This window comes from Providencia sp. wls1916 (assembly GCF_009706585.1).
GTDB classification, from domain to species: domain Bacteria; phylum Pseudomonadota; class Gammaproteobacteria; order Enterobacterales; family Enterobacteriaceae; genus Providencia; species Providencia lanzhouensis.
Genome location: NZ_WLUL01000014.1, coordinates 285657 through 310324, shown reverse-complemented (window position 1 = coordinate 310324; position 24668 = coordinate 285657). Strand labels below are relative to the sequence as shown.

22 protein-coding genes are annotated in these 24668 nt (G+C 43.1%); 2 read left to right on the top strand and 20 right to left on the bottom strand.

What is annotated here, in order from left to right; all coding sequences use genetic code 11:
• Positions 1–75: 75 nt before the first annotated feature.
• On the bottom strand, positions 76–732 hold the full coding sequence (locus GKR61_RS10730; RefSeq protein WP_036956383.1) for a copper resistance protein NlpE N-terminal domain-containing protein: 657 nt from the start codon (positions 730–732) through the stop codon (positions 76–78).
• 338 nt (positions 733–1070) lie between these two features.
• On the opposite strand from GKR61_RS10730, the gene rof reads away from it, so the two are divergent.
• Positions 1071–1334 carry a Rho-binding antiterminator gene (rof, locus tag GKR61_RS10725; protein WP_006658392.1) on the top strand — a complete coding sequence of 88 codons (264 nt, stop codon included), beginning with the start codon at positions 1071–1073 and terminating at the stop codon, positions 1332–1334.
• An 84-nt stretch (positions 1335–1418) separates the two neighbouring features.
• Here the strand turns inward: rof and tilS are convergent, their stop codons facing one another.
• The 19 genes from tilS to rpsB form a co-directional block, all read right to left on the bottom strand.
• The gene (tilS, locus tag GKR61_RS10720; RefSeq protein ID WP_036956381.1) at positions 1419–2786 is read right to left on the bottom strand and encodes a tRNA lysidine(34) synthetase TilS; all 1368 of its coding nucleotides are present in this window, start codon (positions 2784–2786) and stop codon (positions 1419–1421) included.
• A 200-nt stretch (positions 2787–2986) separates the two neighbouring features.
• The gene (locus GKR61_RS10715; RefSeq protein ID WP_036956380.1) at positions 2987–3265 is read right to left on the bottom strand and encodes a hypothetical protein; all 279 of its coding nucleotides are present in this window, start codon (positions 3263–3265) and stop codon (positions 2987–2989) included.
• Positions 3266–3621: 356 nt separating this feature from the next.
• On the bottom strand, positions 3622–4581 hold the full coding sequence (gene accA, locus GKR61_RS10710; protein WP_036956378.1) for an acetyl-CoA carboxylase carboxyl transferase subunit alpha: 960 nt from the start codon (positions 4579–4581) through the stop codon (positions 3622–3624).
• 12 nt (positions 4582–4593) lie between these two features.
• Complete coding sequence (dnaE, locus tag GKR61_RS10705) at positions 4594–8076, bottom strand: DNA polymerase III subunit alpha (protein WP_154639767.1); 3483 nt, start codon at positions 8074–8076, stop codon at positions 4594–4596.
• 29 nt (positions 8077–8105) lie between these two features.
• Positions 8106–8696: a ribonuclease HII gene (rnhB, locus tag GKR61_RS10700; RefSeq protein ID WP_036956374.1), complete on the bottom strand. Its 591-nt coding sequence runs from the start codon at positions 8694–8696 to the stop codon at positions 8106–8108.
• Entirely contained in the window at positions 8696–9850 is a 1155-nt protein-coding gene (lpxB, locus tag GKR61_RS10695; RefSeq protein WP_154639766.1) for a lipid-A-disaccharide synthase, read from the bottom strand. Before lpxB ends, rnhB begins: the two co-directional genes overlap by 1 nt.
• Before the next feature lie 52 nt (positions 9851–9902).
• On the bottom strand, positions 9903–10700 hold the full coding sequence (lpxA, locus tag GKR61_RS10690; RefSeq protein ID WP_036956370.1) for an acyl-ACP--UDP-N-acetylglucosamine O-acyltransferase: 798 nt from the start codon (positions 10698–10700) through the stop codon (positions 9903–9905).
• 1 nt (position 10701) lies between these two features.
• Positions 10702–11154 (bottom strand): 3-hydroxyacyl-ACP dehydratase FabZ, encoded by a 453-nt coding sequence (fabZ, locus tag GKR61_RS10685; protein WP_006658399.1) that lies wholly within the window; start codon positions 11152–11154, stop codon positions 10702–10704.
• Positions 11155–11284: 130 nt separating this feature from the next.
• Positions 11285–12322, bottom strand: a complete 1038-nt coding sequence (lpxD, locus tag GKR61_RS10680) for a UDP-3-O-(3-hydroxymyristoyl)glucosamine N-acyltransferase (RefSeq protein ID WP_036956367.1) — start codon at positions 12320–12322, stop codon at positions 11285–11287.
• Positions 12323–12325: 3 nt separating this feature from the next.
• The gene (gene skp, locus GKR61_RS10675; RefSeq protein WP_036956365.1) at positions 12326–12820 is read right to left on the bottom strand and encodes a molecular chaperone Skp; all 495 of its coding nucleotides are present in this window, start codon (positions 12818–12820) and stop codon (positions 12326–12328) included.
• Between the two features lie 87 nt (positions 12821–12907).
• Complete coding sequence (gene bamA / locus GKR61_RS10670) at positions 12908–15322, bottom strand: outer membrane protein assembly factor BamA (RefSeq protein ID WP_036956363.1); 2415 nt, start codon at positions 15320–15322, stop codon at positions 12908–12910.
• Positions 15323–15363: 41 nt separating this feature from the next.
• Positions 15364–16716, bottom strand: coding sequence for a sigma E protease regulator RseP (gene rseP, locus GKR61_RS10665; protein ID WP_036956361.1), 1353 nt, complete (start codon positions 16714–16716; stop codon positions 15364–15366).
• A gap of 8 nt (positions 16717–16724) precedes the next feature.
• Complete coding sequence (gene cdsA, locus GKR61_RS10660; protein ID WP_154599812.1) at positions 16725–17591, bottom strand: phosphatidate cytidylyltransferase; 867 nt, start codon at positions 17589–17591, stop codon at positions 16725–16727.
• 6 nt (positions 17592–17597) lie between these two features.
• Positions 17598–18350 (bottom strand): polyprenyl diphosphate synthase, encoded by a 753-nt coding sequence (uppS, locus tag GKR61_RS10655; RefSeq protein WP_154599811.1) that lies wholly within the window; start codon positions 18348–18350, stop codon positions 17598–17600.
• A gap of 181 nt (positions 18351–18531) precedes the next feature.
• Positions 18532–19725 carry a 1-deoxy-D-xylulose-5-phosphate reductoisomerase gene (ispC, locus tag GKR61_RS10650; RefSeq protein ID WP_132496504.1) on the bottom strand — a complete coding sequence of 398 codons (1194 nt, stop codon included), beginning with the start codon at positions 19723–19725 and terminating at the stop codon, positions 18532–18534.
• Positions 19726–19874: 149 nt separating this feature from the next.
• Positions 19875–20432, bottom strand: coding sequence for a ribosome recycling factor (frr, locus tag GKR61_RS10645; RefSeq protein ID WP_036956356.1), 558 nt, complete (start codon positions 20430–20432; stop codon positions 19875–19877).
• Positions 20433–20540: 108 nt separating this feature from the next.
• A complete protein-coding gene (gene pyrH, locus GKR61_RS10640) occupies positions 20541–21269 on the bottom strand; it encodes a UMP kinase (RefSeq protein ID WP_006814045.1) in 729 nt (242 codons plus the stop codon).
• Positions 21270–21475: 206 nt separating this feature from the next.
• Entirely contained in the window at positions 21476–22327 is an 852-nt protein-coding gene (gene tsf / locus GKR61_RS10635) for a translation elongation factor Ts (RefSeq protein ID WP_036956353.1), read from the bottom strand.
• A 134-nt stretch (positions 22328–22461) separates the two neighbouring features.
• Positions 22462–23187 (bottom strand): 30S ribosomal protein S2, encoded by a 726-nt coding sequence (gene rpsB / locus GKR61_RS10630; protein ID WP_036956352.1) that lies wholly within the window; start codon positions 23185–23187, stop codon positions 22462–22464.
• A 675-nt stretch (positions 23188–23862) separates the two neighbouring features.
• Here rpsB and map point away from each other — a divergent pair.
• Complete coding sequence (gene map, locus GKR61_RS10625; RefSeq protein ID WP_036956350.1) at positions 23863–24660, top strand: type I methionyl aminopeptidase; 798 nt, start codon at positions 23863–23865, stop codon at positions 24658–24660.
• The last annotated feature ends 8 nt before the right edge of the window (positions 24661–24668 follow it).

The following is a 24668-nucleotide window of genomic DNA, read 5'->3' as shown; positions in this document are numbered from 1 at the left end:
GAGTTCAGTTTTACTGTCTCTGAGCTTTTTTATTACCACTAAGCCTTTTTACAATATAACCAAAACGAATTCAGGTTATTTGCAGGAGCGGGTTTTATCAAACTGAATATTCCCTGTAGGAATAAATGCAGAATCAAATTGACCGTCTTCCATTGATGGGCGAATTGAATAGAAACCATCCACTTCTAAATACACTGGCGTACCGCCATCCACATCGGTATCACTATAGGCTTTCTCTAGCTCAATACCTGACGTTGCATATTTACGCCCAGAACCACATTCAGTAAATACAGCGGCATCCGCCATATAACGATATTCGCCACGCTTTTTACTTGGAGTGACCTGTTTTAAGGTATGGTTCATTGAGCTCTCAATCGCCTTGCCTTCTAAATCTAGCAGTGTGATTGACTGGTTATCAGGAGATTGTGCAAAGTATGTACGTTCTGCTTTTGAGTTAGTTAATGTTAATACATTTTCCGTGCTAGACCAGTTACCTGTTTCATGGAACATTTGGTTCCCTTCACGGGTTTCTAAATAAAGCAGTTGCTCAACATAGCTACCATCTGGATTAACTAATAGTGTTGCTTCAATTCCCGAACAATCCGCACAAGGAAGTACACCACTATAAACATGGTCTACAGGCGCAAAATTTGCTTCATTGACACTACTTTGACAGCCGGATAATGCCACAGCACCCGCTGAAATAAGAGCTAATAAAAGTACTTTCTTCATTATAATTCCCTTCAGATCATTCAATTATCACTGTTTCGCTTATTAAGACATCATAACATCTCAACCAATAAAAAAATAAGGTATGCAAAAGTTTACAATCGGATAAATAACCAGCTAAAGATATCAGTTTAGTGAATAAGAATTTTCCTTTTCCCACGTCACTGATTATAGTTATTAAATTACTATGCTATTATCGAGCCAAGCACTTTTGATTTAGCTTTTTATTTCATCGGTAAATGCTTAGCCGATAATGCTTAGTCGATAAATGCTAGAGTTTTTAGATAATACAAACATGTTCAAGGCGGCAATAACCGCCACTAACACAGTGGTGAGGGAATATGTCTACAGATAATGAATATCAACCAATCAATTGTGATGATTACGAATATCTAGAAATCGCATGCCAGCGTCAATTAAAGCTGCAAATTAAGCTTAATGACGGCGAGAATATTGAAGGGCAAGCCAGTGATTTGCTCCTACGAAAAAAAATTGAGTACCTCGTCCTGATCACACAGGAAGGCACTAAGGAGCTAAGACTGGATATTATCTCATCCTTCAGTCATCCTGAAATCGGCACTATCGTTGTCGACCACTCCCACTAATACTCGTTTTTCTGAGTTTCTTCTATGCCCCTTATGATAGTCACAGTCATAAGGGGTTTCTACTTTTTGGGTAGTCTATGCAGCTTATTCGCAGGAAAACTCATTGGTATTTATCCAATGTTCGGAATTTTGCCAATCAATAGCAATCCCAACAGTGTCTTCTCCCACAAATCCATCAGGAGTAATAAAACATCCCACGGCACAAATTAGTGTTTCGTTATAGTAAATCAGCGGGGTTCTTTCTCGCATCCATGGAGCAACACCCAATTCTTGCCAAATCTTTTTACTACTGCGTGAATGATGGCGACCAACAATATTTAGTGAGCCTTGCAATCCAAAGCGAATTGTCACTTTTTCCGTTTCTTGTGGTGGGCGGATCTGCCCTTCTCCATCCATCACAACCAGTGTTCCCAGTGATTCAGGTAAGAGATAAGCCTCTGGATAATTCCACTGATACTGTTTTCCCATCAGGCTATTAATGCGCTTAACCACCCACAGAGCCCCTTGATAACGGCGAATTTCCACATCACCCAAGCGACAGATAGGTTCTGCATCCTGCCGGGCAAGTGCCACTTCCTGCCAAATTCGTTCTAATTGATTAAATGGCGGCATAGCAAGTTGGTGAAGACCAATCCATCTGCGGATCAAGGCGTTACGCTTGGCTACTGAACAATGGATAAGCCCATCGATGTATAATCCACCGCGATAATCAATAATGTCATCAAGGGAATCTTGTAGCAGTTCATCCAGTAATGCTTCTTGTTCTGCGCATAATAATGCGCTTCGGGAAACTGCATTCGCAAAATGAGGCCAGCGTTCAGATAATCTTGGCATAATATTCAAACGCAAGAAGTTACGATCATATCGGTCATCTTGATTACTATCATCTTCAACCCAAGGAAGTTGATGTTCCGTTCGATAGTTTTCTAATTCATGGCGAGAAATAGAAAGCAAAGGACGTAATAGAACTGTTTTTCCACTTTTTGCTTGAAAAGAAAGTGATTCCGGCATCGCGGAAAGCCCTGCGGGGCCGCTTCCGCGTTTAAGTGCCAGCATAAAGGTTTCTGCTTGGTCATCAAGATGCTGAGCCGTCACCAAAATTTCATCTTCGAGTAGCTCATCACGATATGCCTGATAACGTTCAGTTCTTGCAGCCGCTTCAACACCAATCTGAGCGCTATCTACAGTTACATGCTGGCAAATAAACGGAATATCCCATTGTTGGCATAATGAAGCGCAGTGAGCTTCCCATTTGTCCGCTTGAATATTTAAACCATGATGAATATGAATTGCGCGGATTTGGAGTAAAGGATTTATGCTATTTTTGATTTGATAAAGGGCATGCAACAGTACGGTAGAATCAATGCCACCACTGAATCCAACCAGAATTTTTTGATAGTTTTTTATTTTACTGTAAACGTGCTCAACAATAATTGCTGATTTTTCGGCCATTAACCTGCCCTTCCCCATTATTTTTACGATTTTTCTAGCGCTAGAACATAATATACCGAACATAATCACAAGAAAAATCTGCATCAATATTTAAGGATATTCAGATGTAAATGGGGTGCAAGGGAAAAGATATCGAGTTAGCAAGAAAAACCCCGCCTAAGCGGGGAAGAAAAAATTAACGGTACCACTACAATGCAATATTACCGCTTTAGTTCTATGTCAGCCGATGTACCTCTTACCGAGTTTCCGTTTTCGAACTGAATGACAATAGTCATATAAATGGTGTCTCCAATACTGCTAACTGCATTAGTCCCAAACTTAATCGAACTGCCATCATCAGTTACTGGTGAATTAATTTCAGTCTTACCACCAATAGAATAATGCATTGATTTCTTTCTATAACCACTTCTTTTTAGGTATTCATGAGTGCTTATTGACCTAGGCTGGCCATAACCAAGGTGTGCATAGTCTATCTCCATATTGTATCCATATCCGGAACGATCCCCTATCTGGTTGCCGTTAAATATCCGTATTTTGGATGACTCCAGTATTTTTTCTACTGTGACTTTATTCGATTGAGCTTCAATCCCCGTATTCGGCGTACCACTTAGTGCGCGAGGGGTGACGTTAAAAGAAATTGTGCACCCTACATCGACGTCTTTTATGGTATACGTTTTGGTCGTCGTCAGATTTTGAATATAGCACTTTGGATAATTAAGGTTCTGAACATTGATTAATAAAAATGAAAACTAAAGTATGAGCCATAAAAAACGGGAGCTGGCTAAACCGACTCCCGTTTCAAAATAGGCTGGATTACACTTAATAGGTTAGCTAATTAGCAGTAACCATATCCCATCAGACGTTGATAACGACGATTTTTCAATGCTTCTTCATCCAGAGTTTCTAACTCATTCAAGTCTTGCGTGATTTGTGCTTTCAGAGATTCCGCAATTTCATCGTAATTACGATGAGCGCCGCCCAGAGGTTCAGGGATCACGCTATCAATCAGCTTCAGCTCTTTCAAGCGAGGCGCCGTAATACCCATCGCGTCAGCCGCTAATGGTGCTTTATCAGCACTTTTCCACAGAATAGATGCACAACCTTCTGGTGAGATAACGGAATAAGTGCTGTATTGCAGCATATTCACTTTATCACCCACACCAATCGCTAACGCACCACCTGAACCGCCTTCACCGATCACGGTACAGATCACCGGAACGGATAAGCGAGACATTTCACGTAAGTTACGCGCAATCGCTTCGGATTGACCGCGCTCTTCTGCACCAACACCCGGATATGCACCCGGTGTATCGATAAACGTAATAATTGGCAGGTTAAAACGCTCAGCCATTTCCATCAGACGCAGTGCTTTACGGTAGCCTTCTGGTGCTGGCATACCAAAGTTACGGCGAATTTTCTCTTTCGTTTCACGACCTTTTTGATGACCAATAACCATCACAGGGCGCCCATCTAAACGAGCTAAACCACCAATAATCGCTTTGTCATCGGCATACGCACGATCACCCGCTAATTCTTGGTAATCTGTAAAAATGCGAGAAATGTAATCCAAAGAGTATGGACGACGAGGGTGACGAGCGAGTTTAGCAATTTGCCAAGCCCCCAGATCAGAGAAAATCTTACGTGTCAGTTCAACACTTTTTTCACGTAAACGAGCAACCTCTTCATCCAGGTTGACTTCTAAGTTGTTATCTTGACGGCTAACTGCAGTTAGGGAATCGATTTTCGCCTCTAATTCAGCAATCGGCTGTTCAAAATCAAGAAAGTCCAGACTCATAATATTCCTATTTTAGTCAAATTCTAATTCTACCTGCTCACTACCCAGCAGAGTTCGAAGGTCGTTCAGAAGGGGATCCACGGGTGTTACACGCCAAACAACGCCAAACTTAAGCTTAGCTCTGGCATCATCCTTCTGATAATACAAGTGAACCGGTATCGTGCCTGAACGGTGAGGTTCAAGCGCATTACGAAGCCGATTCAGTAATTGATCGTTAATCTGTTTATCGGACAGTGAAATTGCAAGGCCGCGCGCATACTTTTCCCTTGCTTCTCCGATATCCATCAATTCGCGCACTGTCATTTTATTACCACCATTGAAATCATCAAAGCTGACCTGACCGGTGGCAATTAAAATATTGTCTTTTTCCAACATATGTTGGTATTTATCCAGCGCATCTGAAAATAACATAATATCCAGACGACCGGAACGATCATCGAGTGTGCAAATCCCAATTCGGTTTCCACGTTTGGTTGTGATCACTTTGGCAGAGAGCACTAAACCTACCACAGTTGTCACTTGACCACGAGGGGTTGGGTTCACATCTTTCAATCTCAAACCATTTGTATAACGCTCTATCTCACTTAAGTATCGCGTTATTGGGTGACCTGTCAAATAGAGCCCCAAAGTTTCGCGCTCACCTTCTAGCACAACTTGCTCAGGCCACTTCGGCACACTCGCATAAGAACTTTCAACCTGCTCAGGGGCTTCTGCAAGCACCCCAAACATATCCCCTTGCCCGATAGCTTCTGCTTTCGCATGCTGATCTGCCGCTTTTAATGCGTCTTCAAGGGATGACATCAACGCCGCTCGGTGAGGACCTAAATGATCGAATGCCCCTGCCATGATCAGCTTTTCCATCACTCGGCGGTTAATCTTTTTAATATCCACTCGAGCACAAAGATTGAAAATTTCTTTAAAGATCCCGCCTTGTTGGCGAGCTTCAATAATCGCTTCGATTGGGCCTTCTCCAACGCCTTTAATTGCGCCGATGCCGTAAACTATCTCACCTTCATCATTCACATGGAAGTGATATAACCCACTATTGATATCTGGTGGCAATACTTTCAAGCCCATACGCCAACATTCATCAACCAGTCCGACTACTTTTTCCGTGTTATCCATATCCGCAGTCATTACTGCAGCCATAAATTCAGCCGGATAGTGGGCTTTTAGCCATAATGTTTGGTACGAAACCAGCGCATAGGCAGCGGAGTGTGATTTGTTAAATCCATAACCGGCGAATTTTTCCACCAAGTCAAAGATTTTCATCGACAACTCACCATCTACCCCGTTTTTGATGGAACCTTCCTCAAAAACGGAGCGCTGTTTTGCCATTTCTTCAGGTTTCTTTTTACCCATCGCACGACGCAACATATCCGCGCCACCGAGGGTATAACCGGCTAAAACCTGAGCAATCTGCATAACCTGTTCTTGGTATAGGATAATACCATAAGTTGGCTCTAGAACAGGTTTTAATGATTCGTGCTGCCAATTTACATCAGGATATGAGATCTCTTCACGACCATGTTTACGGTCGATAAAGTTATCTACCATCCCCGATTGCAGCGGACCTGGGCGGAATAACGCCACCAGAGCGATCATATCTTCAAAACAGTCCGGTTGCAGGCGTTTAATCAGATCCTTCATTCCTCGGGATTCTAATTGGAATACCGCCGTGGTTTCTGAACGCTGCAACATGTCGAAGCTTTTCTTATCCTGTAAAGGAATAGCTGCAATATCAATCGGCTCTAAATTTTTCTTGGCTCGACGGGCATTGATCATCTCCAATGCCCAGTTAATAATGGTCAGCGTACGCAGACCTAGGAAGTCGAATTTTACCAAGCCAGCATATTCGACATCGTTTTTATCGAATTGTGTAACGGGGTTATTGCCTTCAGCATCGCAATAGAGCGGTGCAAAATCCGTAATTTTAGTTGGTGCAATAACTACCCCACCGGCGTGCTTACCGGCGTTACGCGTTACCCCTTCAAGCTTACGCGCCATATCGATTAGCGCTTTAACCTCTTCATCTGCTTCATAAATTTCAGGCAGCTGCGGTTCTGCTTCAAAGGCTTTTTCAAGGGTCATTCCCGGATCAGGGGGAACGAGTTTAGAAATTCGGTCAACGAAACCATAAGGGTGCCCCAGCACCCGTCCCACGTCACGAATAACAGCTTTTGCTGCCATCGTACCAAAGGTAATAATCTGGGATACCGCGTCTCGCCCATACATTTGAGCAACGTGATCAATAACTTGGTCACGTTTTTCCATACAGAAGTCAACGTCAAAGTCTGGCATTGATACCCGCTCAGGGTTCAAGAAACGCTCAAACAGCAGGTCAAGTTCAAGTGGGTCTAAGTCAGTGATTTTTAGTGCATAAGCCACTAAAGAGCCCGCACCTGAGCCTCGCCCTGGACCAACAGGAACACCGTTATCTTTCGACCACTGAATAAACTCCATTACGATCAAGAAGTAGCCAGGGAATCCCATTTGGTTGATAACGTTGAGTTCGATTTCTAAACGTTCATCATATTCAGGGCGTCTTTCTGCTCGGACTTTTTCATCTGGGAATAAGAATTTAAGGCGCTCTTCCAGACCTTCTTTTGAACGCATAACCAGAAAGTCTTCCGTTTCCATATCCCCTGTCGGGAATTTCGGTAGGAAATATTCACCAAGACGAATAGTGACGTTACAGCGCTTAGCAATCTCTACACTATTTTCTAATGCTTCAGGGATGTCGGCAAACAGCTCGCACATCTCTTCTTCAGTACGTAAGTATTGCTGAGGACTATAATTTTTTGGACGCTTCGGATCGGCTAACGTGAATCCATCATGAATAGCGACACGAATTTCATGGGCATCAAAATCGCTGCTTTCAATGAAACAGACATCGTTGGTAGCCACTACAGGCAGACCACGCTGAGTTGCTAATTCGACAGCAGCATGTAGGTAGCTCTCTTCATCAGGTCGCCCAGTACGAATAAGCTCAAGATAGTAAGCATCAGGAAAGTGGGTTTGGTAGAACGCTAAACTTTCATCCACTAGTGCTTGGTTACCGCGGAGTAAAAACTGCCCCACATCCCCTTTTCGACCGCCTGATAGCAGGAGCAAACCCTCTTTATGTTTGACGAGCCAGTCACGATGAATCGTGGGACCAATTGCGCCATAACCTTTTTGGTAAGCTTCGGAGATGAGTAAGGTGAGGTTTTGATAGCCTTCGTTGTTGCGAGCCAGAACCGTTAAGTGAGCAACCTCATCACCAAGTTGCTCACTTTCCATATAAAAATCAGCCCCAATGATCGGCTTGATACCTGCACCATGAGCCGCACCATAAAACTTCACTAACCCACAAAGGTTAGTAAAATCCGTGATGGCAAATGCAGGCATGCCCATGGCGGCGACTTTTTTCACTAATGGAGCGGTTTTCGCCAGCCCATCAATCATGGAGTAGTCACTGTGAACACGTAGATGAATAAAACGAGGAGAAGCCATTAACTTTATACCTATTTTTCTTATGCCGACTATTTAATGTCTAACGCACGTCTTACAGGCGCGAAGCTTTTACGGTGAAATTCGGTAGCGCCAAACTCAGCTAATTTTTCTAAATGATACGCTGTAGGGTAGCCTTTGTGTTTCGCAAAACCATATTCAGGGAAAGCTTTATCAAGCTCGACCATTTCTCTATCTCGAATCACTTTAGCCAGAATTGATGCAGCGCTGATCTCTTGGACTAAACTATCACCTTTGACAACAGCCTGTGATGGCATGGTCAATTTAGGGCAGCGGTTGCCATCCACTAAGACGAATTCTGGTTGAATTGAAAGGCCTTCTACCGCTCTTTGCATTGCCAACATAGTCGCATGCAATATGTTGAGTTGGTCAATTTCCTCAGGTTCTGCACGGCCAATGCACCAACACAGTGCTTTTTCTTTGATCTCATCGAACAACTTTTCACGCTTTTTTTCGCTAAGTTTTTTCGAGTCAGCAAGTCCTGCTATTGGGTTATTAGGATCTAAAATAACCGCTGCAGTCACTACAGCGCCCACTAAAGGTCCACGCCCCACTTCATCAACGCCAGCAATTAAGTTGGCTTTCGGGTATATAAATTCCATTATTTTCTAACCAAATCTAATACAGCATCAGCGGCTTGTTGGTCTGCATCACAACGAATCAGTTGATGCAATTGTAAGAAAGTTTCCTTCAGCGCGTCTACTTGCTCTCCACCTTCCAACAATGGAAGTAACTGGTCTGCAAGCTGCTGTGGCTGGCACTCTTCTTGGAGTAATTCTTTCACGATTTCTTTCCCTGCCAATAAATTTGGCAAAGAAACATAAGGCGTTTTGACTAAGCGCTTGGCAAGCCAGAATGTGAAAGGCTTCATGCGATAACCCACTACCATTGGGCATTTGGTTAGCATACATTCTAAGGTCGCGGTGCCAGAAGCAAGTAATGTCGCATCTGCTGCGGTCATTGCATCGCGAGCCTGTCCATCCAAAATATGGACATTCAACTCTGGAGCAACCTGTTGTTTTATTTCATCGAATTGCTGGCGGCGTTTCTGATTTACCAGAGGCACGACAATATGTAGATCGGCAAAGTGGCTACTTAATAGTGTAGCGGTTTTTAAGAAATCAGCGCTAAGCATTTCGACTTCAGAATGGCGACTTCCCGGTAACAATGCTAAACATTTTGCAGTTACGGGGATATTTAAACGTTCACGCGCAGCCTGTTTATCAGGGTTTAAGGGGATTGAATCCGCCATGGTGTGCCCAATAAAACGGCAAGGGACATCAAAACGGTCATAAAATGCTTTCTCAAATGGGAGAAATGCTAAGACTAAATTTGTGGAACGACCAATTTTGAATACGCGCTTTTGGCGCCATGCCCAAACAGATGGGCTGACATAATGAATGGTTTTAATGCCTTTTGATTTTAAGCGACCTTCAAGGGTGATATTGAAATCAGGCGCATCAATGCCAACAAACACATCAGGTTGTAACTCAGTAAAACGCTGAGTTAAATCTTTACGGATGGATAATAAACGAGGTAAACGACCAAGGACTTCAACAATCCCCATGACGGCGAGCTCTTCCATTTCATACCAAGCTTCACAACCTTCTGCTTGCATGAGAGGACCTGCAACACCGACAAAACGGGCATTGGGGACTTGTTGTTTTAAGGCGCGGATAAGTCCTGCGCCTAAGATATCACCAGAGGTTTCTCCGGCAACAAGGCCAATAGTAAGTGGGCGGTTGCTATTCACCAAAATTCGCTCCTTATTAAAGGCCTTTTCTTGTATTCATCTGCAGCTGCAAAAATTAACGAATAATTCCGCGCTTAGATTGTGCTGAGTCTTCTAAGAAATCACTAAATACTTTGACGTGTTCGTCAGTTTTTGCCATTTCAGCAATTTCTTCACGTGCTTCTTCCAAAGACTTCCCTGAGCGGTATAACGTTTTGTAGGCGTTACGAATAGCGTGCAGAGATTCTTTTTCAAAACCACGGCGTTTTAAACCTTCAAGGTTTAAACCAAATGGAGTTGCATGGTTGCCCTGTGCAATAACGTATGGAGGTACGTCTTGTGCAACACCAGAGCATCCACCGACCATTACGTGCGCACCAATCTGACAGAATTGATGCACCGCAGTCATGCCACCAATAATAGCGAAATCACCAAGAGTGACGTGACCACCTAACGTTCCGTTATTCGCGATAATACAGCGGTTACCAATGATGCAGTCATGCGCAATATGGACGTTAACCATCAGTAAGTTATCATTACCAATTTTAGTTAGGTCACCGCCTTGTGTGGTTCCACGGTGGATAGTCACACTTTCACGGATGCGGTTACGGTCGCCAATCTCAACGCGAGTTGGCTCACCTTGGTATTTCAGGTCTTGGTTAATTTCACCAATCGAAGCAAATTGAAAAATAACGTTGTCACGACCAATTTTCGTGTGTCCGTTTACAACAACGTGAGATTTCAGCTCAGTACCTTCACCAATTTCAACATTAGCGCCGATATAGCAAAAAGGACCAATGCGTACATTGGCATCAATAACAGCTCCATCTTCTACAATAGATGAGGGATGAACATAGGCAGTTTTGTCAATCATATCAGACCTCACGACGACGGGCGCACATCATTTCTGCTTCGCAGGCCACTTCTCCATCAACTTTTGCTACACCTTTAAAACGTGCAACACCGCGACGTTCTTTGATAAATTCAACTTCCAGGATCATTTGATCTCCTGGCAGAACTGGACGTTTAAAGCGTGCGTTATCAATCGCTGCAAAATAATACAGCTCGCCGGGTTCAAGTTTGCCTACGCTTTTAAATGCAAGGATACCCGTAGCCTGAGCCATTGCTTCTAAAATTAAAACACCTGGGAAAATTGGTTTGCTCGGGAAATGTCCCTGAAAGAATGGCTCGTTAAAAGAGACGTTCTTTACCGCGCGCAAAGATTTACCTTCTTCAAAATCCAATACACGGTCAACCAAAAGGAATGGGTAACGGTGCGGAAGTAGTTCTAAGATTTCTTCTATATTCAGAGTATGATTATCACTCATCGAAATACTCTTCCTGTCTATTAATACTATTTAATTAATGAATCGGCCCGCTTTAACTCAATAGCGAGTTAACAGGCAGGCCGGAAAAAATGTAACTCAAGAAACTATTTTAGCTTGAATTACCAAATAATTACTGATTTTTTTGATTTTGGCTATCTAATTCACGTTCAAGTGTTTTTAGACGCTTATTCATCTCATTGATGCTTAAGACTAAAGCTGCGGTTTTACGCCATGCTTTATTCGGCTGTAAAGGAATACCGGAAGAGTAAACTCCTGGCTCAGTAATTGGTCGCATGACCATTCCCATACCTGTTACGGTAACCTTGTCACAGATTTCCATATGACCATTGATAACACTGGCTCCGCCAATCATACAATAGCGACCGATTTTTAAACTACCAGCCATAATGACGCCACCCGCAACTGCGGTATTATCGCCTATTGTTACATTGTGCGCAATTTGGCATTGGTTATCGATGATAACGCCATTGCCAATGACTGTGTTATCTAATGCGCCACGGTCAATTGTTGTACACGCACCGATCTCAACACGAGATCCGATGATCACGGTACCTAATTGTGGGATCTTGATCCAATTACCACGATCATTGGCATAACCAAAGCCATCAGAACCGATCACTGTGCCTGACTGGATTAAGCAACTTTCCCCAATCTCAACATGATGGTAAACACTGACATTCGCCCATAAACGGGTGCCTGCACCAATGCGGGTATTTTTACCAATAAAACAACCTGCACCAATCATAACGTTATCACCTAGCACAACGCCACTTTCGATAACGGCATTCGCGCCAATTGCGACATTCTGACCAAGCTGGGCATCATCAGCAATGACCGCTGACGCATGGATATTCTCAGCAGGGGCTGGAGTGGTATCCATAATTTGCGCCATGTGCGCATAAGCAAGGTAAGGATTATCTACAACCAGTGCAGCAACCTTACAAGCACTCAGATCTTTTTCAGTTAATACCACAGCAGCAGCTTGGCAATCTGCCAACTTATCGCTGTAACGGCTATCAGATAAAAAAGTAATCTGCTGATTATTCGCTGAATACATCGGTGCAATACCGGTGATGACGATATCGCCATCACCGTGTAACTGTGCATTCAACTGCTGAGCAAGGTCAGCTAATCGAATTGAAGACATCTATTATTTAACCTGTTTTTGAACCTGACTGGTGATATCGATACCATCTTTTGCATACGCAACTGCGTTTGCATCGATAACAACATCATAGCCTTCTTTCGCTGCAACAGATTTAATAGAATCTTGGATACGGCTCAGGATTTTATTACGCTCTTCAGCTTGACGACGACGATTGTCTTCTTCAAATTTCTGAGCTTTTTCAGCGAACTGGTCACGTTTAGTGATTAATTCTTTTTCCTGCTTTTCACGATCGCTAGTGCTCATAGTCGCGCCGTCACGACGCAGTTTTTCTACGCGTGATTGCAGATCTTTTTCCAGATTCTGCAGTTCAGTAGCACGGCTTTTGAATTCACTCTCAAGCTGTTTAGCAACGGCTTCACGAGCAGGCATGTTCTGGAAAACTTCGCCAACATTAACGATAGCGATTTTTTCAGCATACGCACCCGCAGACATTGCTAAAGCAATACTTACACCCGCTGCACACAACAATTTTTTCACACTAAACTCCTTAACCCATTCTTATGGCTGGAAATTTTGGTAGCCCTCATTATTTTATGAGGGCTGATTTCGATAGAGACTGAATTATTACCAAGTTCTACCAATATTAAATTGGAACTGTTCTGATTTGTCGCCTTCGTAATCCTTGATAGGTTGCGCATAGGAGAAGACCAGAGGCCCAAGTGGCGAAATCCACTGTAAAGCAATACCCGTAGAAACACGGACGTTAGTTGCTGTACCGTAGTCAGGCATACCTGCACGCCATGCTGGGTTAATACTGTTCCAGTTGGTATCCCATACGGTTCCCGCATCTACAAACAGAGATGTACGGATCGTATTCGCATATTTTTCGTCGATAAATGGCGTTGGTGTAATCAGCTCAAATGAACCTGCATACATCGCGTTGCCACCAACCGCATCGCTGGATGGGCTACCTGGCTCAGGACCATCTTTGCCATCTACATTCTTCAGATATACAGCTTTCGGACCGATGTTATTTGAACGGAAACCACGGATAGTGCTAGAACCCCCTGCATAGAAGTTCTCATAGAATGGCATTTGTTTGCTACCAATACCATCACCATAACCCGCCTGCGCGCGACCTAACACAACCCATGTTTCATCATCATTCAATGGGAGATATTGGGCAGTATCAAAACGCAGTTTGTAGTATTCGTTATCAGAACCTGGGACAGTAATTTTGCCTGAAACACTGGTTTTGTTACCCGATGTTGGGAAGAAACCACGGTTTAAGGAGTTATATGTCCAACCTAAGTTTAGCGTAAAGTCATCAGCTCTGAAGCTTTCTTTGTTACGACCATCTTTAGTCACCGGTGGGTTTTCACCCATAGATTGTAGATAGTCCCACATTGCAGCTTGCGCACGCATGTCAGACAGGTCGTTATGAACATAACCCGCACCAATACGGAAGGAGTTATTTTCATTGAATGGGAAGCTTAATGTGCTATCTAAACCATACGTTTTGTTGTTATAGCCAGATAAGTCCGCATCTTTCGCACTAAAGTCGTTATAGAAAATACGTCCACCCAGACTCACACCGTTTACAGTGAAGTAAGGGTCTGTCATTGAAAACTCTACGTTTGTTGAGTAGTCATTTCGGCTCGCGTTAATACCAACCGCATTACCTGTACCCAACCAGTTATCCTGAGTTACACCAACTTGGAAGCTAACGCCACTTTCAGTACCGAAACCAACACCAAAGTTCATTGAACCAGTGTTACGTTCTTTAACCTTATAGATAACATCAACTTGGTCTGGGCTACCCGGAATGCGCTGAGTTTCAACATCAACAGTTTCGAAGAAACCAGTACGGTTCAGACGCTCTTTACCTAATTCAACTAAATCGTTACCTAACCAAGCACCTTCCATTTGGCGCATTTCACGGCGTAAAACGGAATCTTTACTGGTATCATTGCCTTGGAAACGAATTTGGCGAACATAGAAACGGTTACCTGCATCAACGTTAACATGCAGCTTAACTGTCTTATCAGCGTCATTAATTTCAGGCTGAGTCATTACGCGCGGATAAGCGTAACCATAACGACCAAACAGGTCTTTAATTTGGTTTTCCATCTGAGTCACTTGCGCACCATTGTATAACTCACCTGGTGTAATAGTGATCAGCTCTTGGATATCCGCTAAATGCTCTGCCGTATTACCATTAACGTCCACGCCAGAAATCTTATATTGATCTCCTTCAGTGACATTAATCGTAATGTAGATATCTTTCTTGTCTGGTGTCAGACTCACTTGCGTTGAGTCGATATTGAAACGTGCATAACCACGATCAAGGTAGAAACTGCGCAGGGTTTCTAAGTCACCCGCCAATTTTTGTTTTTGATATTTTTGGTCAGCCGCCAGGTTCCACCATGGCACATCGTCACGTAATTGGAGCTTATTCACCAATTCCGCTGTTGAGTAGTTTTTATTACCCACAATGTTGATCTGCTGGATTTTTGCAGACACGCCTTCAGAGAACACAAATTTTAAATCCACGCGGTTACGTGGTAATGGCGTGACCACCGCTTTTACTGTCGCGTTGTATTTACCAACACTGTAATAAAAGTCCTCTAAACCTTTTTCAATATTCGCAATTTTAGTGCGGTCTAATGCTTCACCCACACGGACATTGGATGCTTCCAAGTTCTGCTTTAGCATGTCATCTTTTACAGATTTGTTACCTGTAAAAGTGATACTCGCGATGGTTGGTCGTTCTTTAACTTGAACGATCAGCGTATTTCCATCACGCAGGACCCTAACATCTTCGAAGTTACCTGTAGAGAATAGCGAACGAATCGAACGACTGATATCTTCGTTATCGATTGAATCCCCGACCCTGACAGGCATGTTCAATAATGCTGCACCAACGGCGACGCGTTGTAGACCTTCGAAACGAATGTCTTTAACTACGAATCCGTCTGAACCGTATGCAGTGGCGCTACCTAAAAGCAGCGACGCTATGAGCAACTTTTTCATCGCCATCGTTGTTATGCGTATTCCTTACTGGTCCCAAGCTTACAAAATTAGAAGCGAGAGAAATCATTAAAAAGTGCAAGTCCCATTAACAGAATCAATGCCATTGCACCAATTCGAAAACTAAAGTCTTGTACTCGCTCAGACACTGGACTCCCTTTAATTTTTTCAATTAATAAGAAGAGTAAGTGCCCCCCATCTAACACAGGCAATGGAAATAGATTGATGATGCCTAAGTTCACGCTAATCAGCGCAATAAACATCAGATAATATACCAAGCCTGACTCCGCCGAAACCCCCGCACCTTTTGCGATAGATACCGGCCCGCTCAAGTTATTGAGTTTGACATCCCCAACAACCAGTTTACCCATCATATTGACTGTCAGTTTCATCAACTGCCAAGTCTTGTCGCTAGCTTGAAACAGTGCAGATACAGGGTTGTATTGCTGCACTATTTTATATTCATCAGCTAACGGTAATACAGTTAGTTCGACACCTGCAACGCCAAAACGCTCACCTTTTTTACCTTCCTGAACATCAGGAACCAAGGTTAAATCAATCAATGTCGAATCACGTTGCACGGCTAATTTTAATGGTGTCCCCGGATTATTTCGGATTATTCTCGTCACTGGATTCCAAGTATCCAGTAGCTCTCCGTTGACACTAATAATTCTATCTCCCGGTTTTAAACCGGCACGCTCGCCCGCTAAGCCTTCCGTCACTTTATGGATGACAGGGTCAACCTTCGCAGACACTGGCATAATCCCTATTGATAAAATAGGATCCTGCTTTTCAGGGTCAAACTGCCATGCGCTTAAATCCACTGTTTTAGAAACCGGTTCATTATATCCTTGAGGTAAAACTTGTGCAGTAAATTCCCTATCACCAATTTTACTCACTAGCGCTAAACGAACTGAATTCCAATCAGGTGTTTCGATACCGTCTATCGATTTTAGTTCCATCTGAGGCTCAAAATTTGCCTCAGCAGCAATGGAATTTGGCTTAATGCTATCAATGACTGGGCGAACAGATGGAATCCCAATCATAAAGACAATCCAGTAGACAACAATAGCAAGCAAAAAGTTCGCAAGAGGCCCCGCGCTAATAATGGCGGCACGTTGTCCAACAGTCTTATTATTGAAAGCTAAATGACGGCGTTCTGGGCTTACTTCACCAACACGCTCATCGAGCATTTTGACGTAGCCACCAAGCGGGATCAGCGCTAAAACAAACTCTGTCCCATGTTTATCGACTTTACGCCATAGCGTTTTACCAAACCCTATAGAGAACTTTTCAACGTAAACACCGCAACGGCGCGCGACCCAATAATGCCCAAATTCGTGCACCGTAATCAGCACACCAATCGCAATAATAAACGCCGCTAAGCTCCAAATAAATCCCATTAATCTTCCTAAAGACCAAAACCGTTAAAAACTAACAAATTCAGCCCTGCAAATACAGGGATTGCCGCAGTTAGGCTATCAATTCTATCGAGTATTCCACCGTGACCTGGAATTAAATGACTACTGTCTTTAATACCGGATTGGCGCTTAAACATACTCTCTGTTAAGTCACCAAACACAGATACTACAACAACAATAATTGAAGTCACTAGTAAATAATCTGGCATTGCTGGGATTGGCGCATATAAGCTAAATAACCATGAGATAATTCCAGCGGTAATTAAACCACCGATTAACCCTTCCCATGTTTTACCTGGAGAAACTTTTGGTGCCATTTTATTGCGACCAATAGTACGTCCAAACGCATAAGCACCGGAGTCTGCACCCCATACCAATAACATAACGTAGAGCAGCCACCATGCCCCTACAGAGGTATCTGCTTGGTAACCAATGGTTCTTAATACCATCATGCCGCTATAGAAAGGCACGATAGTTAATACACCAAACAGTAAGCGAATGATGACCGATTTACCCCATGAGGCAGAGGCTGGGTATGTCACAACCAATAAAATGGCGGCAATCCACCAGATTAAACCCGCCCATAGGCTATATAAAATAAACGGAGAACTTGAAAGAGCGGTCATGTCTGGTAAAGAAAATTGAATTGCGAGTAATACCGCCGCAAATACAACCGCTAAACCGATGCGTTTAGTTTGTGAATGCCATCCAGCAAATTGAGCCCATTCCCATGCGCCCAACGCACAGACAGCTATCACTACTAAACCGAAATTTGCTGGGGACAGTAAAAAAAGTGCAGCAATAACAATTGGAATTAAAATCACCGCAGTGAGTAAACGATACTTCAGCACATCCATCCCCTTTTATTTGACGAGTTCGTCATCTGATTCTGCTCCACCATAGCGCCGTTCTCGCTTGCTAAAAGCATCGACTGCATCCTGAAACACCATTTCATCAAAATCTGGCCATAAAACGTTGGTGAAATAAAATTCCGCATAAGCAACCTGCCATAACAAGAAATTACTAATGCGATGTTCTCCACCTGTACGGATCACCAAATCAACACACTCTTGGTCATGCATACAAACATGGTCGCTAATCGTACTTTCAGTTACGTCATCAATAGATAACTCACCACGACTCACTTTTTCATAAACTTGTTTAACGCTATTTACAATATCCCAGCGTCCACCGTAGTTAGCGGCAATATTCAGCTGTAAACCGGTGTTACCTGCTGTTAATGCTTCCGCTTTATCAATTCTTTTTCTTAAGGTTTCACTAAAGCGACTAACATCACCAATAATTTTCAGTTTTACGTTATTTTTATGCAGGTTTTTGACTTCATTATCTAATGCAAAAACAAACAGATCCATCAACGAACTGACTTCTTTTTCTGGTCTTTTCCAATTTTCACTGCTGAATGCGTAAAGTGTCAGGGAACGAATATTACTCTTTACTGCAAAACGCACAGAACTACGTACAGATTCAACACCTGCTCGATGACCAGTAATTCTGAATTTTCCTCTCTGTTTTGCCCATCGCCCATTACCATCCATAATGATGGCAACATGCTTAGGCATCATAGAATCAGAGAGATTTTCACCACTAGAGTTCATTAAATGTTAATCCTTGTCTGTACTACTTGGGAAATCCGGCTCAATCATAACTCTTATGATTATAATTGCTGATAAGACACATCCTTAATATGCTTATTGTTGATAAGCTTTCTATTCTCAACACGCCACATATTAAAGATATATTATAGTTATCAGCAACTAAATAAATCACATATCAAGATTAAAATTCTTGAGCAATTAGCTGAGCTGCTTCACGACGAGCACAAGCATCGATTTCTAAGACCTCATCAATAGACGTGGGTTCCGAAAAATCTAATTTATCCATAATCTTGTGATTGATTTTTGCAATATCCGTAAAGCGAATTTTCTCTTCTAAGAATGCACCGACAGTGATTTCATTCGCACCATTTAATACAGTCGTCGCCGCTTGCCCTTGGTGACATGCATCGATAGCCAGTTTCAGGCAAGGATAACGTTGGTAATCAGGCTCCACAAAAGTCAGCGAAGATAACGTAGTGAAATCCAATGGCTTAGCACCCGACATAATACGCTGAGGATAGGCCATGCTGTACGAAATTGGTGTACGCATGTCCGGTGTTCCTAACTGGGCGATAACACTCCCATCACGGTAACGAACCATAGAGTGGATCACAGATTGAGGGTGAATAATCACTTCCATCTGCTTTTCGTTCGCATTAAAGAAATAGCAGGCCTCGATATATTCTAGACCTTTATTCATCATAGTCGCGGAATCTACTGAGATTTTGCGACCCATTGACCAGTTAGGATGATTACATGCCTCATCAGGTGTCACTTGGTCAAAATAAGATAAAGGTGTATCTCTAAATGGTCCGCCAGACCCTGTTAATACGATGCTGGAAATCCCTGAGGCCATCAGGTCGGCAAAGCCTAAATTCAATTGAATCTCTTCAGGTAAGCTTTGGAAAATCGCATTATGCTCGCTATCGATCGGGAAAACTGTCGCTTGGTGCTCTCGAATCGCATTAAAGAATAAACGGCCACTGGTGATCAAAGACTCTTTATTCGCTAATAATATTCTTTTCCCTTTGCGGATTGCTGACAACGTTGGGAGTAGCCCCGCCACGCCAGTAATAGCAGACATCACTTGATCCGCATCATCTAATCCAGCAAGTTCAATAGCGGATTCTGTACCAGATAAAACTTCTGTTTTGCAGTTATTTTCCGTCAAAATAGTACGTAATGCTTTCGCTGCGCTTTCGTCAGCCATTGAGACATATTTAGGATTAAATTCAAGGCACTGACTTGCCATCTCAGTCACGTTTTTACCTGCGACTAATGCAAGAATTTGGAATTTATCAGGGTTTTGACGAACAACAGAAAGTGTACTTGTACCGATTGAACCTGTAGAACCCAGGATAGTAAGACGTTTCATAGTGATCAGATACTCTGTATTAATTCAATACTGAGATTATATCAGCTTAGCGATAAGAAAGGATTGTTTAATAGAAATGATAAATAATAAAGCCATGCTAAAGCACACTTTTAAAAAATGTGTTCAGATGGCTTTATTATCAAGATGGATTAAAACTCCATCAGCTCCGCTTCTTTCTGAGCTAATGCTTCATCCACTTTTTTGATGAAGTTATCAGTCAGCTTTTGGATGTCATCCTGTGAACGGCGCTCGTCATCTTCACTGATTTCTTTGTCTTTCAGTAAAGCTTTAACTTTATCGTTCGCGTCACGGCGGACGTTACGAATTGCGATACGACCTTGCTCAGCATCACCACGAACCACTTTGATTAAGTCTTTACGACGCTCTTCCGTTAATGGAGGAAGTGGAACGCGGATAACAGTACCTGCTGAAGATGGGTTCAGACCTAAGTCAGACGCCATGATCGCTTTTTCAATTGCAGGTGACATGCTACGGTCAAAAACAGAAATTGCTAATGTACGTGAATCTTCAACAGTCACGTTAGCTAATTGACGCAGAGGCGTTGCTGAACCGTAATATTCAACAGAGATGCCGTCTAACAGGCTTGGAGAAGCGCGGCCAGTACGAACTTTGCTGATTTGACTTTTTAGTGCTTCAAGGCTCTTTTCCATACGGTCTTGAGCATCTTTTTGGATTTCGTTAATCACGTTATCAACCCTTAAGAACTTGTTATTAAAGGCCGCAAAGCAGCCTCGCTTAAATTGTCTGAATTTATGTTAGATAATACATTCAAACTCAGGTCATGTCTCTGAGTATTAATTGTGAGAAATCAGAGTTCCTTCGTTTTCACCCATCACAACACGGCGTAATGCACCTGGCTTATTCATGTTGAAAACACGAATTGGCAGGTTGTGATCGCGTGCTAGCGTAAATGCAGCTAAATCCATAACTTTCAATTCACGCTCAAGAACTTCTTGATAATTCAGGTTTTCATACAGAACGGCATCAGGATCTTTGGCAGGATCTGACGAGTAAACGCCATCAACTTTTGTGGCTTTCAGTACAACATCAGCTTCAATTTCAATACCGCGTAAGCAAGCTGCTGAGTCCGTTGTGAAGAATGGATTTCCTGTTCCCGCAGAGAAGATAACCACACGGCCGTGACGCAGTAAGCTGATAGCTTCAGCCCAGCTGTAGTTGTCACACACACCATTGAGTGGAATTGCAGACATCAGTCTTGCGTTTACGTATGCACGGTGCAGCGCATCACGCATTGCCAGACCATTCATCACGGTTGCCAGCATACCCATATGGTCACCAACAACGCGGTTCATGCCTGCTTGTGCCAGACCGGCACCACGGAACAAGTTACCACCACCAATAACCACACCGACCTGTATACCCAGTTCTATAAGTTCTTTGATTTCCTGAGCCATACGATCTAAAACGCTAGCATCGATACCAAAACCTTCTGCACCTTGTAGAGCCTCGCCACTTAGTTTAAGCAGAATACGCTGATAAACGGGTTTTGCATTGGTTGCCATGAGTTGTGTCCTAACAGGTCATTATTGGAGTCATACATATAGAATCTCGCTCTATATGCCGAAAAATGTATTTGATACAGAATGCTACACAAAAATAGTTCAAGTTGCAGGAAGTTGAGTCGCTACACCAAAGGAGGCGAATGCATGCAGCTTGAAATATGCAGTGTATTAAAGAAAGGCCGCCAATCGGCGGCCCTTTTCGTTGATTACTTGCTCATTGCAGCAACTTCTGCTGCGAAGTCAGTTTCAACTTTCTCGATACCTTCACCAACTTCAAAGCGGATGAAGTTAGTTACGTTAGCACCTTTTTCTTTCAGTAAGTCACCAACAGATTTGCTTGGATCCATTACGAAAGGCTGGCCAGTCAGAGAGATTTCGCCAGTGAATTTGTTCATGCGACCGATAACCATTTTTTCAGCGATTTCGCGTGGTTTACCAGATTGCATAGCGATGTCTAACTGAATTTGGTGCTCGTGAGCAACAACGTCAGCTGGAACGTTTTCTGGAGTCACATATTCTGGCTTGCTTGCAGCAATGTGCATAGCGATGTGTTTCAGCAGTTCTTCATCTGCGCCTTCGCCAGCAACCAGAACACCGATACGAGCGCCGTGCAGGTAGCTACCTACTTGTGCGCCTTCCAGAATAGCAACGCGACGGATATTGATGTTTTCACCAATTTTCGCAACTAAAGCTGTACGAGCTTCTTCGAATTTTGCTTTCAGAGCGTCGATGTCAGCGTTTTTATCAGCAACAACAGAAGCTAAAACTTCTTTACCGAATGCTAAGAAACCAGCATCTTTAGCAACGAAGTCAGTTTCGCAGTTCAGTTCGATCAGCGCACCAGTTTTACCGTCGTTGAAAACTTCAGTCAGGATAACGCCTTCAGCAGCAACACGGCCTGCTTTTTTAGCTGCTTTCGCTTGACCTGATTTACGCATGTTGTCGATTGCTAATTCGATGTCGCCGTTAGCTTCAACTAATGCTTTTTTACATTCCATCATACCTGCGCCAGTACGTTCGCGCAGTTCTTTTACCAATGCAGCGGTAATTCCAGACATGTGATTTATTCCTCGATATGCCTCACGGGACTTTCCCACAAGGATAATTCTGATTCACAGAGACAAAAGGGGCCTAAGTAGGCCCCTTCTAACCAATATATAGCAATACCTGGTTAATAAGGGCTTTTGCCTTATTATTCAGCTTCTACTAAGCTTTCTTCTGCTTGAACAGCCAGATCTTGTGAACGACCTTCACGAACGGTGTTTGCAACAGCGCCCAGATACAGTTTGATTGCACGGATTGCATCGTCGTTACCAGGGATAACGAAGTCGATACCGTCTGGATCAGAGTTAGTATCAACGATAGCGAATACTGGGATACCCAGGTTGTTAGCTTCTTTGATAGCAATGTGTTCGTGGTCTGCATCGATAACGAACAGAGCGTCTGGTAAACCGCCCATATCTTTGATACCGCCTAAGCTGTTTTCTAACTTACCAAGTTCACGAGTACGCATCAGCGCTTCTTTCTTGGTCAGTTTGTCGAAAGTACCGTCTTGTGACTGAACTTCCAGATCTTTCAGACGTTTGATTGACTGACGAACAGTTTTCCAGTTAGTCAGCATCCCACCTAACCAACGGTGGTTTACGAAATATTGATCACAGCTTCCAGCAGCTTCTTGAACGGCTTCGCTTGCAGCACGTTTAGTACCAACAAACAGAATCTTGCCTTTACGAGAAGCAATTTTAGTCAACTCAGCCAGAGCTTCGTTGAACATTGGAACAGTCTTTTCCAAGTTGATGATATGAACTTTGTTACGAGCGCCGAAAATGAAAGGTTTCATTTTAGGGTTCCAGTAACGAGTCTGGTGACCAAAGTGAACGCCCGCTTGTAACATATCGCGCATGGAAACAGTTGCCATTTTATACCTCTGTATATAAGTAATTGGGGTTATGCCTCCACGAATCCCATGCTACCGACTCTATAGCTGCGTCTAAACGCATAAGAGCACCCCGGCGCACGTGCCGATTCGTGTGTGTTATTACACAATTGAGTTTTAATTTACGCACATCCAATCGATGCCTTTAAGATTCACTCACTAATCCAAATTAGATTAAAAAATGAGATAAAGAGAAAAATATGGATTGCCGGCGCGCTTTATACCATAAAATGCAGTTGTAATCCAATAATTGTTGTTTTTTTCGCTGATAAAAACTAAGTGTACTATTCAAATATCAATGAATTTTTCCCGTCACAAAAGAGCCTCCGTGCAAATATGGAGCAACAACAAAGCGATAGCGAAAAATGGTCAAGACAAAAAATTCACCATCAAAAATCGACTGGCATTTTTGACAATTTGTGCTCTAGAAAGCTCAATTTGAACAAACCACGCCTAAGGCTTGGCTTACCCTGTGCTCCATTATCTGTTTTTAATCGAATTGTGGGCATCTAAACATATCGCCTACTAGTTGGCAGAAAATGCGGTGACTGTTACCATACTCAGCATCAACGGTAAAAATGTCGCAACAATTGCCCATTTCCAAACCCTTTTTTTAACATGTCGCAAATTCCTTGCTGACATATATGGACTGAACTCATGGCTATTATTATCAAAACTGAAGAAGATATTCAGAAAATGCGGGTTGCTGGTCGCCTAGCAGCTGAAGTGTTAGAAATGATCGCACCGCATGTTGTGCCGGGAGTCAGTACAGGTGAATTGGATCGCCTTTGCCACAAACACATTGTTGAGCAACAACAAGCGATCCCAGCCTGCCTTGACTACCATGGTTTCCCTAAGTCTGTTTGTATTTCTGTGAATGATGTTATCTGCCACGGTATTCCAAGCGACGATAAAATTCTGAAAGATGGTGATGTGGTTAACATCGACGTCACTGTCATCAAAAATGGCTTCCACGGCGATACTTCTAAAATGTTCATCGTCGGTAAACCAACTATCCAAGGTGAGCGCCTGTGCCAAGTGACTCAAGAGAGTCTGTATCTGGCAATCCGCATGGTTAAACCAGGTATCCGTTTACGCACTATCGGTAAAGCCATTCAAGAGTTTGTTGAGAAACAAGACCTGTCAGTAGTTCGCGAATATTGCGGTCACGGCATCGGTGAAGGTTTCCACGAGGAGCCACAAGTGCTGCATTATGATGCAGATGACAGCGGCGTTGTGCTGCAAAAAGGCATGACCTTCACTATCGAACCAATGGTAAATACCGGTGATTTCCGTATTCGTACCATGAAAGACGGCTGGACAGTCAAAACTAAAGACCGTGGTTGGTCTGCACAGTACGAGCACACCTTAGCGGTGACTGACAACGGCTGTGAAATTTTAACTCTGCGTAAAGAAGAAGAGCCATTTATTTCTGCGGTTCTGATCAACGAATAATCGTATTT